Origin of the sequence: Listeria booriae, assembly GCF_000766865.1 — a bacterium.
Taxonomy (GTDB): Bacteria; Bacillota; Bacilli; order Lactobacillales; family Listeriaceae; genus Listeria_A; species Listeria_A booriae.
Genome location: NZ_JNFA01000019.1, coordinates 347,135 through 369,175, shown reverse-complemented (window position 1 = coordinate 369,175; position 22,041 = coordinate 347,135). Strand labels below are relative to the sequence as shown.

Here is a 22,041-nt window from a genome sequence, read left to right as displayed (position 1 = left end):
TGAGTGGAAGCGAGAGGAATTCGGATGAAAAAGTACCCTAAAAAAGAAAGGCAGACGCGATTAGTTCAAGCGATTGAAGAGAACCCGTTTATCACCGACGAACAACTGGCCCAGAAATTCCAAGTCAGCGTTCAAACGGTGCGCCTAGACCGCGTTGCATTAGCAATTCCCGAACTACGCGAGCGAATCAAACACGTTGCCTCCGAAAACTATGCCGATGCAGTTCGCTCTCTTCCAATCGAAGAAGTTATCGGAGAAATCATTGATATTGAATTAAACAAAGGCGCCATTTCGATTTTTGAAGTTGGACCAGAGCATGTTTTTCAACGGAATAAAATTGCCCGTGGACATCATTTGTTTGCCCAAGCGAACTCACTGGCCACTGCTATTATTCCAAACGATTTGGCACTGACGACACAAGCCACGGTACGGTTTATTCATTCTGTTAAAGAAGGCGAGCGCGTCATAGCCAAAGCCAAAGTGCGCGACCAACGAGATAGTAGATCGATTACAATAGTAGATGTAAACAGCTACGTCGGCGATGAAGTGGTACTAAAAGGTAAATTCGAAATGTACCACACGACGGAAAAAAGTAAAAGGACTGAAGTGAAATGAAAATTGCAATAGATGCAATGGGCGGCGACAACGCACCAAAAGAAATCGTATTAGGTGTCATGAAAGCCGCTGCACAATATAAAGATGTAGAATTCCTGCTTTTTGGTGATGAAGTAAAAATCAATGAATACCTGGCTGACAAAACCCGCATCACAATCGTACATACAGACGAAAAAATCGAAAGCGACGATGAGCCAGTCCGTGCCGTAAAACGTAAAAAAAGAGCATCCATGGTTTTAGCCGCACAAGCAGTGAAAGATGGCGAAGCAGACGCGTGTATTTCAGCTGGAAACACTGGTGCATTAATGGCCACGGGACTGTTCGTTGTTGGCCGTATCAAAGGCATTGACCGTCCAGCGCTCGCTCCAACCTTGCCAACCGTAACAGGAAAAGGCTTTGTTATGCTGGATTTAGGTGCCAATTCCGATGCGAAACCCGAACATTTACTACAATTTGGCTTAATGGGTTCGGTTTACGCAGAAAACGTTCGTAAAATCGAGAAACCTCGCGTTGCCTTACTAAACATCGGAACCGAAGAAGCAAAAGGAAATGACCTGACGAAACGCGCTTTCGAACTAATGAAAAATCAGAAAGCATACCATTTTGTCGGTAATGTCGAAGCTCGCGATTTAATGATGGACGTAGCAGATGTCATTGTTACAGACGGTTTCACTGGCAACATGGTACTCAAATCCATCGAAGGAACAGCCGGAGCCTTCTTTAGCCTTATGAAAATGAGCCTTTTAAACGGCTTCAAAAATAAAATCGCTGCCTCTTTCCTGAAAAAAGATTTGATGGAACTAAAAGCAAAAATGGACTACAGCGAATACGGCGGAGCTTGCCTATTCGGCGTCCAAGCCCCAGTCATTAAAGCCCATGGCTCATCAAACGCCAACGGTATTTTTACAACTATCCGCCAAGCTCGTGACATGGTTGAGAAACAAGTCGTAGAAACAATTAAGAGCGAAGTGGCAAGCGGTCATTTACGCGCAGAAGCAGAAGAAGCAAATCAAGGAGGAACAAACAATGAGTAAAATCGCATTCGTTTTCCCAGGTCAAGGTTCACAAAAAGTAGGCATGGGACAAGATGTAGCAGCAGAATACAAAGAAGCGCAAGCCGTTTACACAGCAGCAGACGCTAAATTAGGTTATGCCATCACAGATATCATTAAGGATGGTCCTATTGAGTTATTAACGAAATCCGAAAACGCGCAACCTGCCCTTGTATCTACGAGTGTCGCTATTTTGCGCGCCTTAGAAACTCATGGCGTCAAAGCAGATTTTGTCGCAGGACATAGCTTAGGCGAATACAGCGCGCTAGTTGCAGGCGGCTACTTGATGGCCGAAGACGCTATTCATTTAGTGCATCGCCGCGGCAAACTAATGGAAGCAGCCGTACCAAATGGCCAAGGCGCCATGGCAGCCGTTTTAGGACTTGACCGTGAAGCATTAGGCAAAATCACGCAAAGCGTTACAGCAGCAGGTGATGACGTGCAACTTGCCAACCTAAATTGCCCAGGCCAAATCGTTATTTCAGGAACAGTAGCAGGCGTTGAAAAAGCAGGCGAACAAGCAAAAGAAGCAGGCGCAAAACGCGTCATGCCACTTGCAGTCAGCGGTCCGTTCCATTCCAAACTAATGGCTCCAGCTGCCGAAGATTTCCGTGCAGAACTAGCGCAAGTCACATTCCAAGACGGCGCGATTCCAGTCGTACAAAACGTCGACGCCCAAGCAACAACAGATAAAACAGCGATTCCAGAAAAACTCGTACAACAAATCTATTCGCCAGTTTTATGGGAGGACATTGTTGCCAACCTTATCGAACAAGGCGTAGACACATTCGTAGAAATCGGATCAGGCAAAGTGCTTTCCGGACTTATTAAAAAAATTAATCGTGATGTAACCATCCTAGCAGCAGGTGACGTTGCTTCCGTTCAAGAAGTAGCAGAACAATTAAAGGAGGCAAAATAATGACGTTAACAGATAAAGTAGCCGTTGTCACAGGCGGATCACGCGGTATTGGACGCGAAATCGTTATGACACTCGCCAAACAAGGCGCCAAAGTATTTTTTAACTACAATGGTTCTCAAGAAGCCGCTGAAGCAATTGTAAGTGAGATTGTAGCAGCAGGCGGGGAAGCTTCCGCAATGAAGGCAAATGTCGCTGTTGAAGAAGACGTGCAAGCGTTATTTAAAGAAGCAGTAGACAAATACGGTCGTATTGATATTTTGGTAAACAATGCTGGTATCACGCGCGACAACCTTTTAATGCGCATGAAAGTCGACGAATGGGACGCTGTAATCGACACGAACTTAAAAGGTGTTTTCCTATGCTCAAAAGCTGTTTCACGGACAATGATGAAACAACGCTACGGCAAAATTATCAATATTACATCGGTAGTTGGGATTACTGGGAATGCAGGGCAAGCTAACTATGTTGCAAGTAAAGCTGGCGTGATTGGATTAACAAAAACAACGGCACGTGAATTAGCAACGCGTGGCATTAATGTTAATGCGGTTGCTCCAGGTTTTATCGCAACGGAAATGACTGACGAGCTAGATGAGACAACAAAAGAAGCGATGCTGGCACAAATCCCACTAGGCAAATACGGTAGCGTGGAAGACGTGGCAAACGCTGTGTTATTCTTGGCTAGTGATGTTTCGTCGTATATGACAGGGCAGACTGTTGCAATTGACGGCGGCATGACAATGTAGGCAGCGCGAGCGAGAACAGCTCATCTCCGTCGTTAAAGCCTGTGCTCCGGTGCTCATGTACAAATCGTACATTCCGCTCCGGTGCTCGGCTTTGCCTAGGATCTAAGCTGTTCTCGCTCGCGCTGGTGTGGTGACACGGAGTTTGAATGGCGTTAAAACATGATTTTTTGTGCTTGGATTTTTTGTTGGTGGGGCTGGGTTTCTTAGGTTTTTTTAATTAATAGTTTACGAATGCGAAGAAATCCTATATAATACTTGGAGGGAGGTGAAGTAAACAATGGCAGAAGTATTAGAGAAAGTGACTAAGATTATCGTTGACCGTTTAGGCGTTGAGGAATCTAAAGTTACTTTGGAAGCTTCCTTCAAAGACGATCTAGGTGCAGATTCACTAGATGTTGTTGAATTGGTTATGGAACTTGAAGATGAGTTTGGTGTAGAAATTTCTGATGAAGATGCAGAACACATCGGAACAGTTGGGGATGCAGTGAAGTACATAGAAAGTAACGCATAAATCCGACTTGTTTTAATCAAATGAACGAGGGTGTCTAGGTAGCACAGACTGTTTTAGACGGGTTATCCGGTTAAAAATTCTGCGCACGACAGGCATCCTCTTTTTCCACATTAAAGTTTATTTTCTAAGCAGTCTTTTTTAGGTGTTTAGAAAATAAAGCTATGATGTGTTTCTAAAATGAAATGGAGGCTTTACGTATGAATCTTTGGGAAGAATTGCAAGAGAGTGTCGGCTTTACTTTTTCGGATATTACGCTACTAAAAACGGCTTTTACGCACTCGTCGTATGTCAATGAGCATCGCAAAGAAAAAATTGAAGACAATGAACGTTTGGAGTTTCTAGGGGACGCGGTGTTAGAAGTAACGGTTTCCCACTATTTGTTCAAGAAATTTCCAAACATGGCAGAAGGACAAATGACAAAAATGCGGGCGGCGATCGTGTGTGAACCTTCGCTTGTGGCATTTGCTGAGGTGGTTAATTTCTCGCGTTATGTCCGACTTGGCCGTGGCGAAGAACGAGCAGGCGGAAGAACCCGTCCAGCCTTACTTGCCGACGTATTCGAATCTTTCATCGGCGCATTGTTCCTCGATCAAGGGATGGACAAAGTGGTGCGGTTCTTAGAGCGCGTTGTTTTCCCGAAAATCGATGCCGGGCATTTCGAGCAAACCGTGGATTACAAAACACAATTGCAAGAAATCGTTCAAAAAGACCGCGATGTCGTTATTACGTACACAATTCTCGATGAAAAAGGACCAGCGCATAGCAAAGCGTTCGAAGCTGTCGTTGCGATTAATAACGAGAAACGCGGTGCGGGAAGTGGCAAAACGAAGAAACAAGCAGAACAAAATGCAGCAAAAAGTGCCATCCAAGCACTGCGCGAAAACTAAGCGGTAAAGGAGTCCGGACATGTTATTAAAGAAGCTAGAAATGAATGGCTTTAAATCATTTGCAGATAAGATGGTAATTGATTTTGTGCCGGGCACTACTGCGATTGTAGGGCCAAATGGAAGTGGAAAAAGTAATATCACCGAGGCGATTCGTTGGGTACTTGGCGAGCAATCAGCTAAGAGCCTGCGCGGTGGTCGGATGGGTGATGTTATTTTTGCGGGAAGTGATACGCGAAAGCCGATTAATTTTGCGGAAGTTTCCTTGATTTTTGAGAACGAAGATCGGTTTTTGCCGCTAGATTATAGTGAAGTGTCGGTGACGCGGCGAATTTTTCGAAATGGGGATAGCGAGTTTTTAATTAATAAGCAATCGTGTCGACTGAAGGACATTGTGGATTTGTTTATGGATTCAGGACTTGGGCGCGAATCATTTTCGATTATTAGCCAAGGAAAAATTGATGAGATTCTAAATAGTAAACCTGAAGAACGGCGGTCGATTTTTGAAGAAGCGGCGGGCGTGTTGAAATATAAACATCGCAAGAAGCAGGCGGAAAACAAGCTTTTCGAAACCGAGGAGAACTTGAACCGCGTGCAGGATATTTTGTATGAGCTAGAAGGCCAGTTAGAGCCGTTAGAAATGCAGGCGAGTGTGGCGAAGGATTATTTGTTCCAACAAGAGGAGCTAGAGAAATTCGAAGTATCGCTACTCGTCGCGGAAATTGAAGCCGCAAAAGAAAAAATGGCATTGCAAAAAGCCGATTTCGCAAAGAATGAAGAAATTTTGGCGGGATTGCAAGCAGAAATTAAGCAAGAAGAAACGCAAATCTATACGCAAAAACAAGCGCTGGCAACGATTGACCACGAAATGGAAGTGACGCAAGCGGCTTTGCTTGAAGTCACGGAACGCCTGGAGCAACTGGAAGGGCAAAGGAATGTGGCGCTAGAACGCAAGAAACACAGCAATGAGAACGAGCAGGCATTACATGAAAACTTGCAGCAAATCGAGTCGCGAATTACAACACTCGAGACGCAAAAACAGACATTGCTCCAAGAGAAACTAGAAAAAGAGACGGCACTCGAAGTTTTCATGAAGGAGAAGAAAGCGCTCGAGGCGAAACTAGCCGAGTATGATAATCTTTCGGAAGAAAAAATCGAGAGCATGAAGAGCGATTATATTGAGCTACGCCACATGCAGACGACGATGCGCAATGATATTGGGTATTTGGAACGGCAGTTGGCGCAGATGCAAGGACGCTCGGACAAGTTGGATCATGAGAATCAGCAACATATTTCGGAGCGTAATGAGATTATTGCGACGGTGGAGAGTCTGACGGAGCACGCGACGCAGATGCAGGAGAAGTTGGCGGAGCAAGTGGCGCATTACCAGGCGATTCAGCAGGAATTGGCGAAACATGAGGCGATTTTCACGAAGCAGGAACGGGAAATGTACCGGCAGTATGAAGCGATTCAGCAAGCGAAGTCGCGGAAGGAAACACTCGCGGAACTGGCGGATGATTACGCTGGATTTTTCCAAGGTGTGCGTGAGGTCCTGAAGGCGAAGAAGAAGCTAAACGGGATTCTAGGCGCGTTTGTGGAGCTGGTGGACATTCCGGAACATTATCAGAAGGCGCTTGAGATAGCGCTCGGTGCGAATGCGCAGCACATTATTGTACGCGATGACCAAGCGGCGCGCGATGCGATTAGTTATTTGAAGCAAACACGAGCGGGACGGGCGACATTTTTGCCATTGTCGACGATTCAACCACGCCAAATTCCAGTGGCGACTAAAAACGCATTGGAGCAACAGCCAGCCTTCGTGGCACTCGCGAGCGATGTGTTGTCGTATGATGCCCAAGTGGAGAACGTTATTTTAAACGCGTTAGGTACGACGATTTTGGCGAAAGATTTAAAAGGCGCGAACACACTTGCCAAACTAGTCAATTTCCGTTACCGTGTTGTGACGCTGGAAGGCGATGTCGTGAATGCCGGTGGTTCGATGACCGGTGGGGCAACAGCGCAAGGCAAGTCGTCCATTATGACACGAAAGCATGAACTAGAAAACTTAAGCAAAACGATTGCCCAAATGACGCAAACCGTGGAGCAAACAGAGAAACAATTTACGAAACTAAAAGAAGAAGTGCAACTAAAACGCGAACAGCTAGAAGAAGCACGTTCTGTCGGTGAAACACTACGCCTGCAAGAAACCGAATTACTCGGTAAAAAAGAACGCGCAGAAGAACGTCTAACAGCGGCGAACAAGCAGTTGCAAATTTATGATATGGAAAAAGAAGAAGGCAACTCCGAAGTCGAACTTTTAACAGAACGAAAAGCGAAATTGCAACAAGAATTGGCGACACTAGCCATTGAAATTACTGATAAAGACGCGCTTATTCAGCAAATGACCGAGCAAAGCAAAGAACAAGAACATAACCGAGCAAGCGATCAAGAAAGCTACTCGACGCTGAAATCACGCGTGGCCGTCAGTCGCGAACAACTGCAAACCGCAGAACAAGCACTGGCAAGCGTTGAAGCCGATATTAGCGAATACTATGTCGAAAAAGAAGCCATCACATCGAAGCTCTCCATGCTAAAAACCAACATCGAAACGGTACATTCTAGCACGGAAGAACTAGCGACAACGATCAACAACACTCGCGAGGAAAAAGAAACAACGACGACAAACCGCGACCAGCTTCGCGAAAAACGTGTGGAATTACAAGAAAGCTTAACTGTTCAAGAAGAAGTTTTGCAACAAAAACATAACCAAGCAAGCTTTTATATGGAGCAAAAAACAGCGGCAGAAGTCAGCATGAGCCGTCTAGACGCAGATGTGGGAAATCGTTTGGACCGCCTATCAGAAGCTTACGTCTTAACTTTTGAAGCGGCTAAAGAACGTGCCATCGCTGAAATGGATATTGACCAGGCACGCTCTAAAGTCCGCCTACTAAAACGCTCCATCGACGAACTCGGTGTTGTTAACATTGGTGCTATCGACGAATTCGAGCGGATTAAAGAACGTTTTGAATTCCTAAACGGCCAACAAGAGGACTTATTAGAAGCGAAGTCAACTTTATTCCAAGTCATGGATGAAATGGACGAGGAAATGAAGAAACGGTTTGAGGAATCTTTCACGGCGATTCAAACGGAGTTCGCGATTGTGTTCCCAGAACTATTCGGCGGCGGGCAAGCGCGACTGATCCTTCATAATCCCGAAGAAGTTTTAACGACCGGTGTGGATATTGAAGCACAACCACCAGGCAAGAAACTGCAAAACTTAAGCTTGCTTTCCGGCGGAGAACGGGCGCTGACAGCCATTGCTTTACTATTTGCGATTATTCGTGTTCGCCCGATGCCGTTTTGTATTTTGGATGAAGTCGAGGCCGCGCTTGATGAAGCCAACGTGACGCGCTTTAGTCGTTATTTGAAAAAGTTTGAAACGAATATTCAATTTATCGTTATTACCCACCGTAAAGGCACGATGGAAGAAGCAGACGTCTTATACGGTGTAACCATGCAGGAATCAGGTGTCTCCAAGCTCGTTTCCGTGCGCTTAGAAGAAACCGCAGAACTAATCAAATAAGGAGTGCAAATCCGATGACATTTTTTAAAAAGATTAAAGATAAGTTAACCCAACAAACGGATGCTGTGACAGAAAAATTCAAAGACGGCTTATCCAAAACGCGTGACAATTTTTCAGGGAAAATGAATGAGCTTGTGGCGCGTTATCGCAAAGTCGACGAAGAGTTTTTTGAAGAGCTAGAAGAGATTCTGATTCAGGCCGACGTTGGTTTTGAAACGGTGATGGAACTTGTCGAGCAGCTTCGTGAGGAAGTGAAATTGCGCAATATCCAAGACCCGAAAGAAGTACAAGAAGTGATTGTCGAGAAATTGGTAGCAATTTATCAAGGTGAAGACGAGGAACTGCCAGAGCTAAACATACAATCAGAAGGCCTGACGGTTATTCTATTCGTTGGTGTTAACGGCGTTGGTAAAACAACAACCATTGGTAAACTCGCACATCATCTCAAATCAGAAGGTAAGAATGTCTTGCTTGCTGCAGGTGATACGTTCCGAGCAGGCGCCATCGACCAATTAGACGTGTGGGGCGAGCGTGTTGGCGTGGATGTGATTAAACAAGCAGAAGGCAGTGATCCTGCTGCAGTGATGTTTGACGCGGTTCAAGCTGCGAAAGCCCGCGGTGTCGACGTATTGCTGTGCGATACAGCTGGACGTTTGCAAAATAAAGTCAACCTGATGAACGAGTTAGAAAAAGTAAAACGTGTCATTACCCGCGAAGTTCCAAATGCGCCACATGAAGTATTGCTAGTTTTAGACGCGACAACAGGGCAAAATGCTTTTGTGCAAGCGAAACAATTCAAAGAAGCGACAGATGTGAGTGGCATTGTCTTAACAAAACTAGATGGAACGGCAAAAGGCGGTATTGTTATTGCGATTCGCAATGAGTTGCATATTCCGGTTAAATTTGTCGGTCTAGGTGAGAAAATGGATGATTTGCAGGCGTTTGACGCGAATGAATATGTTTATGGGCTGTTCGCTGATGTGATTGATGAGGCGAAAGCATAAATAGCGAATGGGAAGGCTGAGCCGGAGTGTTTGGCCTTCCTTTTACACATGATTTTTCAGTCTTAAAGCGCTTGACAAGCCTTGTTAATATGCGTATCCTTGAAGGTAACAGCGAACTTGTAGGAAAGGGTGATGTGCGGGTGTTTGAGAAGACGACGCGAATGAATTTTTTGATTGATATTTATGAATCGCTCTTAACAGAGAAACAGAAGTCCTATGTTTCGCTTTATTATTTGGAGGATTTGTCGCTTGGCGAGATTGCTGAGGAGTTCGAAGTGAGCAGACAAGCGGTGTATGACAACATTAAGCGCACAGAAGCGGTCTTAGAGAATTACGAGACGAAGCTGGGTGTTTTGCAGAAATACCAAGAACGCGAACAATTGATTGAACAAATCGAACAGCATTTAACGCAACATAAACAATTAGATGATGGAGTAGCAGCACTACTTCAACAACTTAAAAATATGGATTAGGAGGCGACGCATATGGCATTTGAAGGATTAGCCGGCCGCTTACAAGAAACGATGAATAAAATCCGTGGTAAAGGGAAAGTCAATGAAGCGGACGTTAAAGAAATGATGCGCGAAGTACGGCTTGCATTGCTAGAAGCCGATGTTAACTTTAAAGTAGTCAAACAATTTATTAAAACGGTGAGCGAGCGTGCGGTTGGTAGTGAGGTTATGAAGAGCCTTACACCAGGTCAGCAAGTCATTAAAATCGTACAAGAAGAACTAACAACATTAATGGGTGGCGAAGAAAGCAAGATAGCTGTAGCGGACAAACCACCGACTGTTGTCATGATGGTAGGTCTCCAAGGTGCTGGTAAAACAACCACAACCGGAAAACTAGCCAACTTACTGCGCAAGAAATATAATCGTAAACCACTCCTTGTTGCTGCGGATATTTATCGTCCTGCCGCGATTAAGCAGTTAGAAACATTAGGTAAGCAACTGGACATGCCCGTTTTCTCATTGGGAGATCAAGTAAGCCCAGTGGAAATTGCCAAACAAGCGATTGCTAAAGCAAAAGAAGACCATCTGGATTATGTTTTAATTGATACAGCGGGTCGTTTGCATATTGATACAGAGTTAATGGACGAATTGGTTGCTGTGAAAGAAATCGCTAATCCATCTGAAATCCTGCTCGTTGTCGACTCGATGACAGGGCAAGATGCTGTCAATGTAGCAGAAAGCTTCAATAACCAACTCGATATTACAGGTGTTGTCCTAACGAAATTAGACGGCGACACACGTGGTGGTGCCGCACTTTCTATCCGTTCCGTTACGGAAAAACCAATTAAGTTCGTCGGTATGGGCGAGAAAATGGAGGCGCTAGAAAGCTTCCACCCAGATCGTATGGCTTCCCGTATTCTTGGGATGGGCGATGTGTTATCACTTATCGAGAAAGCACAAGTGACCGTGGATGAAGACAAAGCACGCGAGCTAGAACAAAAAGTAAAAGATATGTCGATGACGCTGGATGATTTCCTAGAACAACTACAACAAGTTCGCCAAATGGGGCCACTTGATGAACTGCTTAAAATGATGCCTGGCGCTAACAAAATGAAGGGCTTAGACAGCATGCAAGTCGATGAGAAGCAGTTAACGCATATCGAAGCGATTATCAAATCGATGACCAAAGCGGAGAAAGACCATCCTGATATTATCAACGCCAACCGCCGCAAGCGTATTGCTCGTGGTTCTGGACGCCCAATTCAAGAAGTGAACCGTTTATTAAAACAGTTTAACGAAATGAAGAAAATGATGAAACAAATGTCTGGAATGGGTGGAACTGGAAAAGGGAAGAAAAAACGTGGTGGCGGATTCGGTAACTTCAAACTACCATTTTAATAAAATATACAAATAAAAACCGATAAAATTGCGTGGTATATGCCATGCTTTTTTATCGGTTTTTATTGTGCAGTTTTTCCCAATTAGTTATATATTACCTTTTTACGTAAAATAGGTTTGTAAATTAATAAACAAGAAAGTAGTTGATACAAGCTGTTTTTATTATGCTTAAAACCAAGTATTTCAGTGCGTTATATTTTATTTTATTATTAATGTATCTTTTTTAGGTCATTTTTAGCTAATTTAGTGATATTTCTTGGATTAATATTCTAATATAGTTACTTTTACTTTTTTTGTATAATTTATAAAGGTAATGGGTATAGTGTTTTTATGCGCCTATTGACGTGTATATTATGTGTACATATAACTTATTTATAAAAAAATGTTTATTTAACATATGTAAAAATGATACCTAATGTATATTAAGCAGTATTTTCTTTGTTTATGAAAGTAGGTGATGCAAAAAACAGAATTTATGGAGAATAAAAATGTTGGAGGGATGTATCGTAGTTCGTTTGTTATTAGTAATTGCGGCTCGGGGAACCGAAGCAATGAGGGGGAAAAATAATGGGGAAAAGGCAAGTAGATTATAAGGGCAGAATGAATCGTAAAAGTAACCAAAAGGCAAAAATGATAGCCACACTTTTTACTGCTGCGACAATTGTGTCATCACCGATTACGTTACACTATGATGATTTAGGAAGAGGTCTTATTGTAGGAAATTCACAAGTTGATGCGGCGACGATTAGTTTATTGGGTAATTCTACGTTGGATGCTAGTTATGTGAACGGGAAACTTGTTATTAAATTAGTAGGTACGCAAATAGCAAATATCGGATTATTACAGCATTACTATCCTTATTTTAAATTACCAGATGAACTTAAATCGTTACTGTCGAATCCAAATGTGAAAGCAAATACTAAAATTGATTATAGTATTCCGTATTTGGGTGTGCTTGGTGCTAGCTTGAGTGATAATGGGACTGTAACGGGGAATAATTTAATTGTTGACCCAATGGCTGGAACAATTGGTGCGAATGTGACACATGGGTTAGGTGTTTCGGTCGCTGGCTCAACAACGTTTACTTTGACGATTGATTTAGCTGCTCTAGGTGTAGCTGCCTTGCCTTCTGGTGTTGGGGATGGTCGGTTGGACTTCTATGCTATGGCTGGAGATAACTTTATTGATGTTGATTTGTTGAATAATAGTGGGGCTAGGACGTTTATTGAGGCTCCGGAAGCGGATGCCGATGCTGACGCTGATGCTGACGCTGACGCGGATGCCGACGCTGATGCTGATGCTGACGCCGATGCAGATGCCGACGCCGATGCGGATGCCGACGCGGATGCCGACGCCGATGCGGATGCGGACGCTGATGCGGATGCTGACGCCGATGCGGATGCTGACGCCGATGCAGATGCAGATGCAGATGCGGATGCCGACGCCGATGCGGATGCCGACGCCGATGCCGATGCGGACGCTGATGCTGACGCTGACGCAGATGCCGACGCTGATGCCGATGCCGACGCCGATGCGGATGCTGACGCCGATGCGGATGCGGACGCCGATGCGGATGCTGACGCAGATGCTGACGCTGACGCAGATGCCGACGCCGATGCGGATGCTGACGCCGATGCGGATGCCGATGCTGATGCGGATGCGGACGCTGATGCTGATGCCGACGCCGATGCTGATGCCGACGCGGATGCCGACGCCGATGCGGATGCGGACGCTGATGCGGATGCTGACGCCGATGCGGATGCGGACGCCGATGCGGATGCGGACGCCGATGCGGATGCGGACGCTGATGCTGACGCAGATGCCGATGCCGACGCAGATGCGGATGCTGACGCCGATGCCGACGCCGATGCGGATGCTGACGCCGATGCGGATGCTGACGCCGATGCTGACGCTGACGCAGATGCCGATGCGGACGCTGATGCGGATGCCGACGCCGATGCGGATGCAGATGCCGATGCGGATGCTGACGCCGATGCGGATGCCGATGCTGATGCGGATGCGGACGCAGATGCCGACGCAGATGCCGACGCAGATGCTGATGCAGACGCTGACGCCGATGCAGATGCAGACGCTGATGCGGATGCCGATGCGGATGCAGATGCCGATGCGGATGCTGACGCCGATGCGGATGCCGATGCTGATGCGGATGCTGACGCAGATGCCGACGCAGATGCTGATGCAGACGCTGATGCAGACGCTGATGCTGATGCCGATGCAGACGCTGATGCAGACGCTGACGCAGATGCCGACGCTGATGCCGATGCGGATGCAGATGCTGATGCAGATGCTGATGCGGATGCAGATGCCGATGCGGATGCCGACGCTGATGCTGATGCGGATGCTGATGCCGATGCGGATGCCGATGCTGATGCGGATGCAGATGCGGATGCTGATGCGGATGCCGATGCGGACGCTGATGCCGACGCAGATGCCGATGCTGATGCGGATGCCGATGCTGACGCCGATGCAGATGCCGACGCTGATGCTGATGCTGATGCGGATGCTGACGCCGACGCTGATGCTGATGCTGACGCCGACGCAGATGCCGACGCAGATGCCGACGCTGATGCTGATGCTGACGCGGATGCTGATGCTGATGCTGACGCTGACGCCGATGCGGATGCTGACGCAGATGCGGATGCTGACGCTGATGCCGACGCCGATGCTGATGCGGATGCGGACGCCGATGCTGATGCGGATGCTGATGCGGATGCTGATGCGGATGCCGACGCTGATGCCGACGCCGATGCTGATGCTGATGCGGATGCCGACGCAGATGCCGATGCGGACGCAGATGCGGATGCGGATGCTGATGCGGATGCTGATGCCGACGCCGATGCCGATGCGGATGCCGATGCGGATGCCGATGCTGATGCTGATGCCGATGCGGACGCTGATGCCGACGCAGATGCCGATGCCGATGCTGATGCGGATGCCGACGCTGACGCCGATGCAGATGCCGATGCTGATGCGGATGCCGATGCTGACGCAGATGCAGATGCCGACGCTGATGCGGATGCGGATGCTGACGCCGACGCTGATGCTGACGCGGATGCCGACGCAGATGCCGACGCTGATGCGGATGCCGATGCTGACGCTGACGCCGATGCTGATGCTGACGCCGATGCGGATGCAGATGCAGATGCTGATGCTGATGCTGATGCTGATGCAGATGCCGACGCCGACGCCGATGCGGATGCTGACGCTGATGCGGATGCCGACGCTGATGCGGATGCTGACGCTGATGCCGACGCTGATGCTGATGCTGATGCAGATGCCGACGCCGACGCCGATGCGGATGCTGACGCGGATGCTGATGCGGATGCCGACGCTGATGCGGATGCTGACGCTGATGCCGACGCTGATGCTGACGCCGATGCTGATGCGGATGCCGACGCTGATGCGGATGCTGACGCTGACTCAGATTCCGATGGTGATGGAGGATGGCCTACTTTTACGGTTGACAGACCTTTGATTAATCCGGTACATGCGGGTGATACTTTCATTCGGGGTGAGACTGGATATTCTAGTGCTAGTTCGGTTAGTGCTTTGGTCCAACGTGTACAAGCGATTGCGAAGACTTTGCCAGCGGGAACTACGTTAAAACTGATTTTGCAATTGCCTGATGGTACTATTCTTGGAAATATTGTTATAAATCCTGATGGCACTTACTCTACTAATATTACTGGACACACATTGGTTGCTGGAGATATCATTACTGCATACCTAGTTGCGCAACGTGGTGATCAAACGAAGGTCGGGGCTGTTGCTTCTACTACTGTGCTCCCAGCTGTCGATGAAACTGACGCCGACGCTGACGCCGATGCAGATGCAGATTCAGATGCGGATTCAGATGCGGATTCAGACTCGGATGCCGACGCCGATGCTGATGCCGACGCGGATGCTGACGCTGATTCTGATAGTGACAATGATCCTGTAACGCCGATTAATACAAGTACTGGAGGAACTGGCTCGGGTACTGGAACAACGGGAACTGGTGGTGGTACTACTTCCACAGGTTCGGTAGTTGTGCCGCTTAGTACGGGTGGAACTGGTTCTACGTCAGCTACAACAATGACTGGTTCGACCTCGGATTCGGCATTACCTTCGACTGGTGATGAGGATTCCACAGCCGCTCAATGGTTTGGTGGCGGTTTACTACTTCTTGCTGGTGGCTTCTTACTGAGACTGTTCCGCAGAAAACCACAAGAATAATAGAAATATCGAAAATCGGCCTCTTTACTTTTGGAGGTAAGGAGGCCGTTATTTTAAAAGAAGGAGTGGGGCAAATGCTAAGCTTAGAAGCGGTTTCGATGATAAAAAATCAAATAGAAGTAAAGGGGAAACAAGAAAAGACGCTCAATTGGAAAGGTGAATGGAAGGTCTTTCTTTCGCTCGATTTTGAAACGAAGCGTGCGACTGTGCATAATTTTAGCAATGCATCGCTCGATTATATTTTTAAACAAATTCATAAAAAACTGCAACAGGAAGCAGAAAATAGAACGTTTAAAATTGATGTTGCGTATGGATTTGAAACGGTGCTTTTTTCAGAGTGGAACGAAGTAACGTTACATACAAGGAAGAATTATTATCGCAAAGGAATCTCGTTTGATAAAGGCTTCTACACGGCTTTGTTAGAGCAGGAAGTGAATGGTAATGCGATGATACAACAGAAAGATGAAGGTATTGCGCTGAATTTGGAGAACTTGAATCGTTATTTAGTTCAGGCGAATAAAGTGCATGGCAAATTGCAAATTGAGGCGGATTCTGAAATCATCACTTTTGATACGTTTGGGTATTATTTTGATAGGAATGATGTGTTGGAGTTACGTAGCGATAATTTGAATAACGGCAGGAGAATAATGGAGCTAACACCAACGGAAATCGAGGGGGTTATTCATCGGGCGGGCGCTTATTTGGCGGATCAGGTAGGCGTCGATGGCGAATTTGTCTATGGCTATTTTGCTTGTTTTGATAAGAAAATTAAGCATTACAATAGTTTGCGCCACGCGAGTTCCACGTATTCGATGATGGAGTCTTATGAGGTTTCTGGAGATGAAGCGATACTCACTGCAGCTAAAAGAGCATTACGATTCCTAGCGATTGACTTAATTCGCGAACAAGGCGACCGGGCGTATGTGATTGAACGCGATACGAATGAAATCAAGCTGGGCGCGAACGCTGCGGCAATTTTAGCTTTTTCAAAATATATGCAAGTAACACAAGACATGGCATATTTACCGCTTTGTCAAAATTTAGCGCGTGCGATTTGCGATCAACAACAAGAAAATGGGCAATTTATTCACGTGTTAGAATATCCAACGCTCGCAGTTAAAGATTCGTTCCGAATTATTTATTACGATGGGGAGGCCGTACTCGCGATTATGCGTTTATATGCCATTGACCCAGACGAAACATGGCTAAATACAGCAAAAAAAGCGTTCGATTACTTCATCGAGAAATCCTATTGGAAAAATCATGATCATTGGCTTAGCTATTGCACAAATGAAATAACAAAATACGCACCAGAAGACCGTTACTTCGAATTTGGCTTGAAAAACGCATTCGGACGTCTCGATTTTATTTACCATCGCGAAACAGCGTTCCCAACATTCCTCGAACTAACCGTCGCCACACACGATATGTGCGAACGCATCGAGGCTGCAAACAAAGGCTACTTACTCAAAAACTACAACCTCGAAAAATTAGAAACGACTATCGAAAAACGCGCAGATTTCCAACTCAACGGTTTATTTTATCCCGAACTCGCGATGTACTACAAAAATCCGAAGCGAATTTTGCATAGTTTCTTCATTCGGCATCATTCTTTCCGCGTCCGAATTGACGATGTGGAGCACAATATTTCTGGGTATTGCCGTTATTTAAGCAGAATAACAGAGGGCGTAACGAACAAAACAAAAGAAAAAATGCAACTGTAAAGAAAAAACACTTTACAAACAAATCCTTTACTGGTAATATATATACTTGTGTAAGACTTTATGGAGGTGTATATATAATGGCAGTTAAAATTCGTTTAAAACGTATGGGTTCTAATAAGAAACCTTTTTACCGTATTCAAGTTGCAGATTCTCGTTCTCCTCGTGATGGCCGTTCAATCGAAACAGTGGGTACATACAATCCACTATTGAACCCAGCAGAAGTGAAAATCGACGAAGAAGCAGTTTTAAAATGGTTGCATAATGGTGCGAAACCTTCTGACACAGTTCGTAACTTGTTGTCAAAAGAAGGCATTATGGAAAAATTCCACAATTCAAAACTAGGTAAATAATAGAGGTTATGGCTATGGAGGATTTAATTCTAACCATCGTAAAGCCTCTCGTTGATCACCAAGATGACGTTGTTGTCTCGGTAGAAGAGAGCGCTACAAGCCTTCTTTATAAGTTATCTGTAAACAAAGAGGATATGGGCCGCGTCATAGGCAAGCAAGGACGGATTGCGAAATCGATTCGGACACTTGTCTATGCAACTGGCAATCGGAACGAAAAGAAAGTTCGTCTCGAAATCATTGAATAGCCATCTCACAATCGTGGGGTGGTTTTGTTTTTCTCTTCACGCTCTACATATATAGTATTCCCCGAAAAACCCTGTTACAATAGAAGAAACAAGCCACGATTAAGGAGCGTTTTTCATGAAAATTATCCAAAAAGTGACTGTCAAACAAGTATTAACAGAAAAAAGTAAACAAAAACTATTACATTTTTACTTAGAACAACGTCAGCAATTGCAAAAAGAAAGCGACCAACTTCATTTTGAACAAAAAAAGATGGAGCGTAAACATAAGTATAATCAAGATTCGGTCAATGATTACTTTAGCCGGGAAATCGAAGTACGCCAAGAAAAGCTGAAGCTGATTGAATTTCAAGTCGAACAATTAGAAATTTTGCCGCTTGGAAGTGAAATCAGGGAGCAAGAATTAGAAGCGCTTCTAGATGTAGCGGTAGGCGATACTTGGAACGATAGTATTTTTGCGAAGACGATTGTTGTGAAAGATGATGTAGTAATAGAAATACGCTAGAGGTGAAAGTATGGAGCAGATGTTTAATGTAGGAAAAATCGTGAATACACACGGATTAATGGGAGAAGTACGCGTAATCTCGCAAACCGATTTCGCAGATGAGCGCTTTGTCCCTGGAAATGAATTGTTTTTATTTGCAAAGAATAGTAAGAAACCGGAGAAACTAGTCATCAAAACACATCGCAAACATAAGAATTTCGATTTGTTGACGTTTGAAGGTATTGTGGGGATTAACAATGTCGAGCGGATGAAAGAGGGCATGCTGAAAGTGCCGGAATCTCAACTTGGCGATTTAGAAGAAAATGAATTTTACTTCCACGAAATTATTGGTTGCGAAGTCTACACTGAAGAAGGCGAGCTGTTAGGAACGATTAGCGAGATTTTGACACCAGGTGCAAACGATGTCTGGGTAGTGCAACAAAAGGGCGAGAAAGACAAGCTAGTGCCCTATATCGCAGACGTTGTCACATCCGTTAACATTGGCGACAAGAAAATCACGATTTCAGTCATGGAAGGATTGTTTGACTAGATGAAAATAGATGTACTGTCGATTTTTCCGACGATGTTTGATGGCATGACAGGCAACTCCATCATCAAAAAAACAATTGAAAAAGGACTCGTCGATGTTTCTGTTACGGACTTTCGGGAATATGCAGAAGGAAAGCACCAAACAGTCGATGATTACCCTTATGGAGGTGGCGCAGGAATGTTGCTAAAAGCCCAACCGATTTTTTCGGCGGTCGAAGCATTGCAGGAACGCACGCCAAATACGAAGCCACGCGTGATTTTAATGGACCCAGCTGGCAAACGATTCGATCAGAAAATGGCGGAAGAATTTGCGCAAGAGGAACATTTAATTTTTATTTGTGGACATTATGAAGGTTACGATGAGCGCATTCGCGAATTTTTAGTGACAGATGAGGTTTCGATTGGGGATTATATTTTAACTGGCGGTGAAATTGGGGCCATGGCGATGATGGACAGTGTGATTCGTTTGCTTCCAGGAGCGCTAGGAAATGCCGATTCAGCCGTCACAGATTCCTTTTCGACAGGGCTGTTAGAGCATCCACATTATACACGACCCGCACAATTTCGCGATATGGACGTGCCAGAAGTGCTATTAAACGGCAATCATAAGCTTATTGAAGAATGGCGCGAACGCGAGTCACTACGCCGAACATGGGAACGCCGACCAGACTTACTCGACAATTACACATTATCCGACCAGCAACAAAAATGGTTAGATGAGATAAAAAGAGGAGTGGAGTAAACATGAGTATCTTTAAAAATGAAGAAGAAAACCGCGACGATGTACTAAATCGTGACGTAGCATCCATCACAGTCTCGACCGGACCAACAGCGGTCAATCATGATATTGTGCAAGTCGTTTTCGTCCGAAATTATATTCAAGTGGAACCAAAAGCAGGCTGGCAAGCAACGTCTGATTTCTCCGGTTTAGTTCGAGGATTGCAAGAACAGGCACATGAACTTGGCGGAGATGCTGTGTTAAACTGCCACTTCGATGAACATTTTATAAAAGAAGAAGACGGCAAATTGCTTTTCAGTCAAGTAGGCTATGGCACGGTAGTCATGACTAAGATTACTCGTTTTTAAAAAAATGGAGAACCGTCCAATTTCGCGGTTCTCCATTTTTTATCGTATTTTCCTTTTAGCACGCTCGATGACTTTTTCGAGGGAAGGTAATGGATCGGGGAGGATTCTTCCATGTCCTGGAGCCAAGGCGCTCGGTTTGTATTGCAGAATTTTCTGGGCTGATGCGATGCCAGTTTCTAAATCCCATGTCCCCATCGTTGGGAATGGGAAAAGAGGTCGCGTATCGCCAGCAACCGCTAAGCCGCCTCGAGTCTGTAATGTGTCTCCAACAATCATCATTTTCGAACGATTATCAAAAAGTGAGATAGATCCTGGCGTATGACCTGGTGTTTCTAGAACGGATAAGGAGCCGACCATGTCCCCTTCTTGTAGGACTTTATCAACGTTGACAGGTAGTTTTTCGGGGTATGAGCCTTTGATTGGTTTTTGCGCTTCAAATGCGTAAGGTTCTGGATTTTTTAATAATTCTAATTCACGCGCAGATATGCAAACTTGAGCATCTGGATGTGCGTCTTTTACAGCTTTTAGCGAACCGATGTGATCACCGTGTGCATGTGTTAGTACAATCGAATGAAGGGGTAAACCTGTGGCAGCGATGTTTTGTAATATATTGGTGCGACTCATCGACAAGCCTGTATCAATAAGTGTTAAGCCGTCTTTTTCCTGCACTAAATAATAGTTGACTGGAAATAAAGCGGGCAATGTGGTCAATTGCGTAAGAAAGTTTTGCGTCATTTGTTTCATCCTTTCTTCTTCTGCCTGTTCGTCAAGCCTATCATATCATATTTTAGCCATCAAGAAAAAACCCTTTACACACCATCCGAAATGTGATAAATTAGATTAGTAACTGGACAAAACCAGTTTTATAACGATGTTCCGCTTCATTTACATAATGAAAGAATGTCTGTTGGAAGGAGATGAAGAGTAATGAATTTGTTAATCAATGAAATTACTAAAGATCAGTTAAAATCAGATGTACCTAGCTTCCGTCCGGGAGATACAGTTCGCCTTCACGTGAAGGTTGTCGAGGGAACTCGCGAACGTATTCAGCTTTTTGAAGGTGTTGTTATTAAACGCCGCGGATCAGGAATCAGCGAAACTTTCACAGTTCGTAAAATTTCTTACAGCGTTGGTGTTGAGCGTACATTCCCTGTACACACTCCACGTATCGCTAAATTAGAAGTATTACGTCGTGGTAAAGTACGTCGCGCTAAACTTTACTACCTACGTGAACTACGTGGTAAAGCAGCTCGTATTAAAGAAATTCGTTAAGGATAACGCAATCCTTATGAAGGTGGTTGGCCTCGTGCTAGCCACCTTTTTCATTTGGCATTATATTGCTCACTCCAAGCTTCCATGTTATAATATGTGTAATCAAATGAGGAAAGGATGATCAGTAATGAACGTGTTCGTATACCCATACAGAAAGCTTGTTATTCAGTATAAACAAGTGCAATATTTAAAAAACGGCGCGACCAAGAATACGGTTCGTTATCGCGAGCAAGTACAAGTTTTGCGTAATTTACTACTGCATCCATCCAAATTATTGACAATGAAGAAACAAGACCGCGAGAAAGACTGGCTAAACAAATACATCAACCATTTAAACATGACCGTTCAAAGCGACCGCTTATATAAATTAGCGAAAGAGAAACTAGCTACTTGATTTTAGACCAAGATGTTGACTTTTTAACTATCATTTTAGAAGAACTAAATGCAGAAATGGCTGAAAACAATGTTTATGCAGATGTTATTTTGATTGGCGGCTTATTAGGAAAATATCTTTTAAAAGATGAATTTAGAGAAACAATCGATATCGATTTTATGGTTAAGGAAGTTGTGAATGACAGCTCGTTTCGAAAAGTATTGGCGAAATTCTATATTGACGAGGTGACCGTAATTGAAATTCCGCCGCCCGAGGAGATAAAGTTCGCTGAAACCTTGCGTTTTTCGAACTTAAACGTACACATACCAACAATCGAATACTTTGCGCTTTCGAAACTATTCAGCACAAGGCAAAAAGACGAGGAAGATTTGAAAGAAACAGGGATTCTGAAACATAGCAATATTCCAGAGTTAGTAAACATGATTGATGACTACAAGGACTATGTTTTAAACCCGAACAACAAAGATTACAATTTTCATAATTTCGATGACTATTTACAAATACATGGTATTTAAATAAAGCCTAGAACAAGCTATTCATGTT

22 protein-coding genes and 1 pseudogene are annotated in these 22,041 nt (G+C 44.9%); 22 read left to right on the top strand and 1 reads right to left on the bottom strand.

The window, feature by feature from the left end:
• Window positions 1-24: 24 nt before the first annotated feature.
• The 19 genes and pseudogenes from fapR to EP57_RS07640 all read left to right on the top strand — a co-directional run bounded on the left by fapR (window position 25) and on the right by EP57_RS07640 (window position 19,832).
• Window positions 25-615: a transcription factor FapR gene (gene fapR, locus EP57_RS07725; RefSeq protein WP_036085625.1), complete on the top strand. Its 591-nt coding sequence runs from the start codon at window positions 25-27 to the stop codon at window positions 613-615.
• A complete protein-coding gene (gene plsX / locus EP57_RS07720; RefSeq protein WP_036085624.1) occupies window positions 612-1,649 on the top strand; it encodes a phosphate acyltransferase PlsX in 1,038 nt (345 codons plus the stop codon). Before fapR ends, plsX begins: the two co-directional genes overlap by 4 nt.
• Window positions 1,642-2,586 carry an ACP S-malonyltransferase gene (gene fabD, locus EP57_RS07715; RefSeq protein ID WP_036085623.1) on the top strand — a complete coding sequence of 315 codons (945 nt, stop codon included), beginning with the start codon at window positions 1,642-1,644 and terminating at the stop codon, window positions 2,584-2,586. The genes plsX and fabD overlap by 8 nt, the downstream gene beginning before the upstream one ends.
• Window positions 2,586-3,329, top strand: coding sequence for a 3-oxoacyl-[acyl-carrier-protein] reductase (gene fabG, locus EP57_RS07710; protein WP_036085622.1), 744 nt, complete (start codon window positions 2,586-2,588; stop codon window positions 3,327-3,329). Before fabD ends, fabG begins: the two co-directional genes overlap by 1 nt.
• 277 nt (window positions 3,330-3,606) lie before the next feature.
• Window positions 3,607-3,840 (top strand): acyl carrier protein, encoded by a 234-nt coding sequence (locus EP57_RS07705; RefSeq protein ID WP_036085620.1) that lies wholly within the window; start codon window positions 3,607-3,609, stop codon window positions 3,838-3,840.
• 197 nt (window positions 3,841-4,037) lie between these two features.
• On the top strand, window positions 4,038-4,727 hold the full coding sequence (rnc, locus tag EP57_RS07700) for a ribonuclease III (protein ID WP_036085619.1): 690 nt from the start codon (window positions 4,038-4,040) through the stop codon (window positions 4,725-4,727).
• A 19-nt stretch (window positions 4,728-4,746) separates the two neighbouring features.
• Complete coding sequence (gene smc, locus EP57_RS07695) at window positions 4,747-8,307, top strand: chromosome segregation protein SMC (protein WP_036085617.1); 3,561 nt, start codon at window positions 4,747-4,749, stop codon at window positions 8,305-8,307.
• A 14-nt stretch (window positions 8,308-8,321) separates the two neighbouring features.
• Window positions 8,322-9,311 carry a signal recognition particle-docking protein FtsY gene (gene ftsY, locus EP57_RS07690; protein ID WP_036085615.1) on the top strand — a complete coding sequence of 330 codons (990 nt, stop codon included), beginning with the start codon at window positions 8,322-8,324 and terminating at the stop codon, window positions 9,309-9,311.
• A 140-nt stretch (window positions 9,312-9,451) separates the two neighbouring features.
• A complete protein-coding gene (locus EP57_RS07685; protein WP_036085696.1) occupies window positions 9,452-9,784 on the top strand; it encodes a putative DNA-binding protein in 333 nt (110 codons plus the stop codon).
• Between the two features lie 12 nt (window positions 9,785-9,796).
• A complete protein-coding gene (ffh, locus tag EP57_RS07680) occupies window positions 9,797-11,161 on the top strand; it encodes a signal recognition particle protein (RefSeq protein WP_036085614.1) in 1,365 nt (454 codons plus the stop codon).
• A gap of 564 nt (window positions 11,162-11,725) precedes the next feature.
• Window positions 11,726-12,862 (top strand): annotated as a pseudogene (locus tag EP57_RS17350) (Lmo1799 family Asp-Ala repeat surface protein); the annotation flags it as partial.
• 2,394 nt (window positions 12,863-15,256) lie between these two features.
• A complete protein-coding gene (locus EP57_RS17160; RefSeq protein WP_241480714.1) occupies window positions 15,257-15,397 on the top strand; it encodes an LPXTG cell wall anchor domain-containing protein in 141 nt (46 codons plus the stop codon).
• Between the two features lie 74 nt (window positions 15,398-15,471).
• On the top strand, window positions 15,472-17,121 hold the full coding sequence (locus EP57_RS07670; protein WP_036085613.1) for a poly(glycerol-phosphate) alpha-glucosyltransferase: 1,650 nt from the start codon (window positions 15,472-15,474) through the stop codon (window positions 17,119-17,121).
• A gap of 77 nt (window positions 17,122-17,198) precedes the next feature.
• A complete protein-coding gene (rpsP, locus tag EP57_RS07665) occupies window positions 17,199-17,471 on the top strand; it encodes a 30S ribosomal protein S16 (RefSeq protein WP_036062095.1) in 273 nt (90 codons plus the stop codon).
• 14 nt (window positions 17,472-17,485) lie between these two features.
• Complete coding sequence (locus EP57_RS07660) at window positions 17,486-17,716, top strand: KH domain-containing protein (RefSeq protein WP_036085612.1); 231 nt, start codon at window positions 17,486-17,488, stop codon at window positions 17,714-17,716.
• Window positions 17,717-17,831: 115 nt separating this feature from the next.
• Window positions 17,832-18,218, top strand: coding sequence for a YlqD family protein (locus EP57_RS07655; RefSeq protein WP_036085611.1), 387 nt, complete (start codon window positions 17,832-17,834; stop codon window positions 18,216-18,218).
• A gap of 10 nt (window positions 18,219-18,228) precedes the next feature.
• The gene (gene rimM, locus EP57_RS07650) at window positions 18,229-18,747 is read left to right on the top strand and encodes a ribosome maturation factor RimM (protein WP_036085609.1); all 519 of its coding nucleotides are present in this window, start codon (window positions 18,229-18,231) and stop codon (window positions 18,745-18,747) included.
• Window positions 18,748-19,488, top strand: coding sequence for a tRNA (guanosine(37)-N1)-methyltransferase TrmD (trmD, locus tag EP57_RS07645; RefSeq protein ID WP_036085608.1), 741 nt, complete (start codon window positions 18,748-18,750; stop codon window positions 19,486-19,488).
• Window positions 19,489-19,490: 2 nt separating this feature from the next.
• The gene (locus EP57_RS07640) at window positions 19,491-19,832 is read left to right on the top strand and encodes a hypothetical protein (protein WP_052167603.1); all 342 of its coding nucleotides are present in this window, start codon (window positions 19,491-19,493) and stop codon (window positions 19,830-19,832) included.
• Between the two features lie 39 nt (window positions 19,833-19,871).
• On the opposite strand, the gene EP57_RS07635 is transcribed toward EP57_RS07640, so the two are convergent.
• Window positions 19,872-20,576, bottom strand: a complete 705-nt coding sequence (locus tag EP57_RS07635) for an MBL fold metallo-hydrolase (protein WP_036085607.1) — start codon at window positions 20,574-20,576, stop codon at window positions 19,872-19,874.
• Window positions 20,577-20,759: 183 nt separating this feature from the next.
• Between EP57_RS07635 and rplS the strand changes: the two genes are divergently transcribed.
• The 3 genes from rplS to EP57_RS07620 all read left to right on the top strand — a co-directional run bounded on the left by rplS (window position 20,760) and on the right by EP57_RS07620 (window position 22,013).
• Window positions 20,760-21,104, top strand: coding sequence for a 50S ribosomal protein L19 (gene rplS, locus EP57_RS07630; RefSeq protein ID WP_036085606.1), 345 nt, complete (start codon window positions 20,760-20,762; stop codon window positions 21,102-21,104).
• Window positions 21,105-21,231: 127 nt separating this feature from the next.
• A complete protein-coding gene (locus tag EP57_RS07625; RefSeq protein WP_036085604.1) occupies window positions 21,232-21,498 on the top strand; it encodes a hypothetical protein in 267 nt (88 codons plus the stop codon).
• Window positions 21,495-22,013 carry a DUF6036 family nucleotidyltransferase gene (locus EP57_RS07620; protein ID WP_036085601.1) on the top strand — a complete coding sequence of 173 codons (519 nt, stop codon included), beginning with the start codon at window positions 21,495-21,497 and terminating at the stop codon, window positions 22,011-22,013. Before EP57_RS07625 ends, EP57_RS07620 begins: the two co-directional genes overlap by 4 nt.
• The last annotated feature ends 28 nt before the right edge of the window (window positions 22,014-22,041 follow it).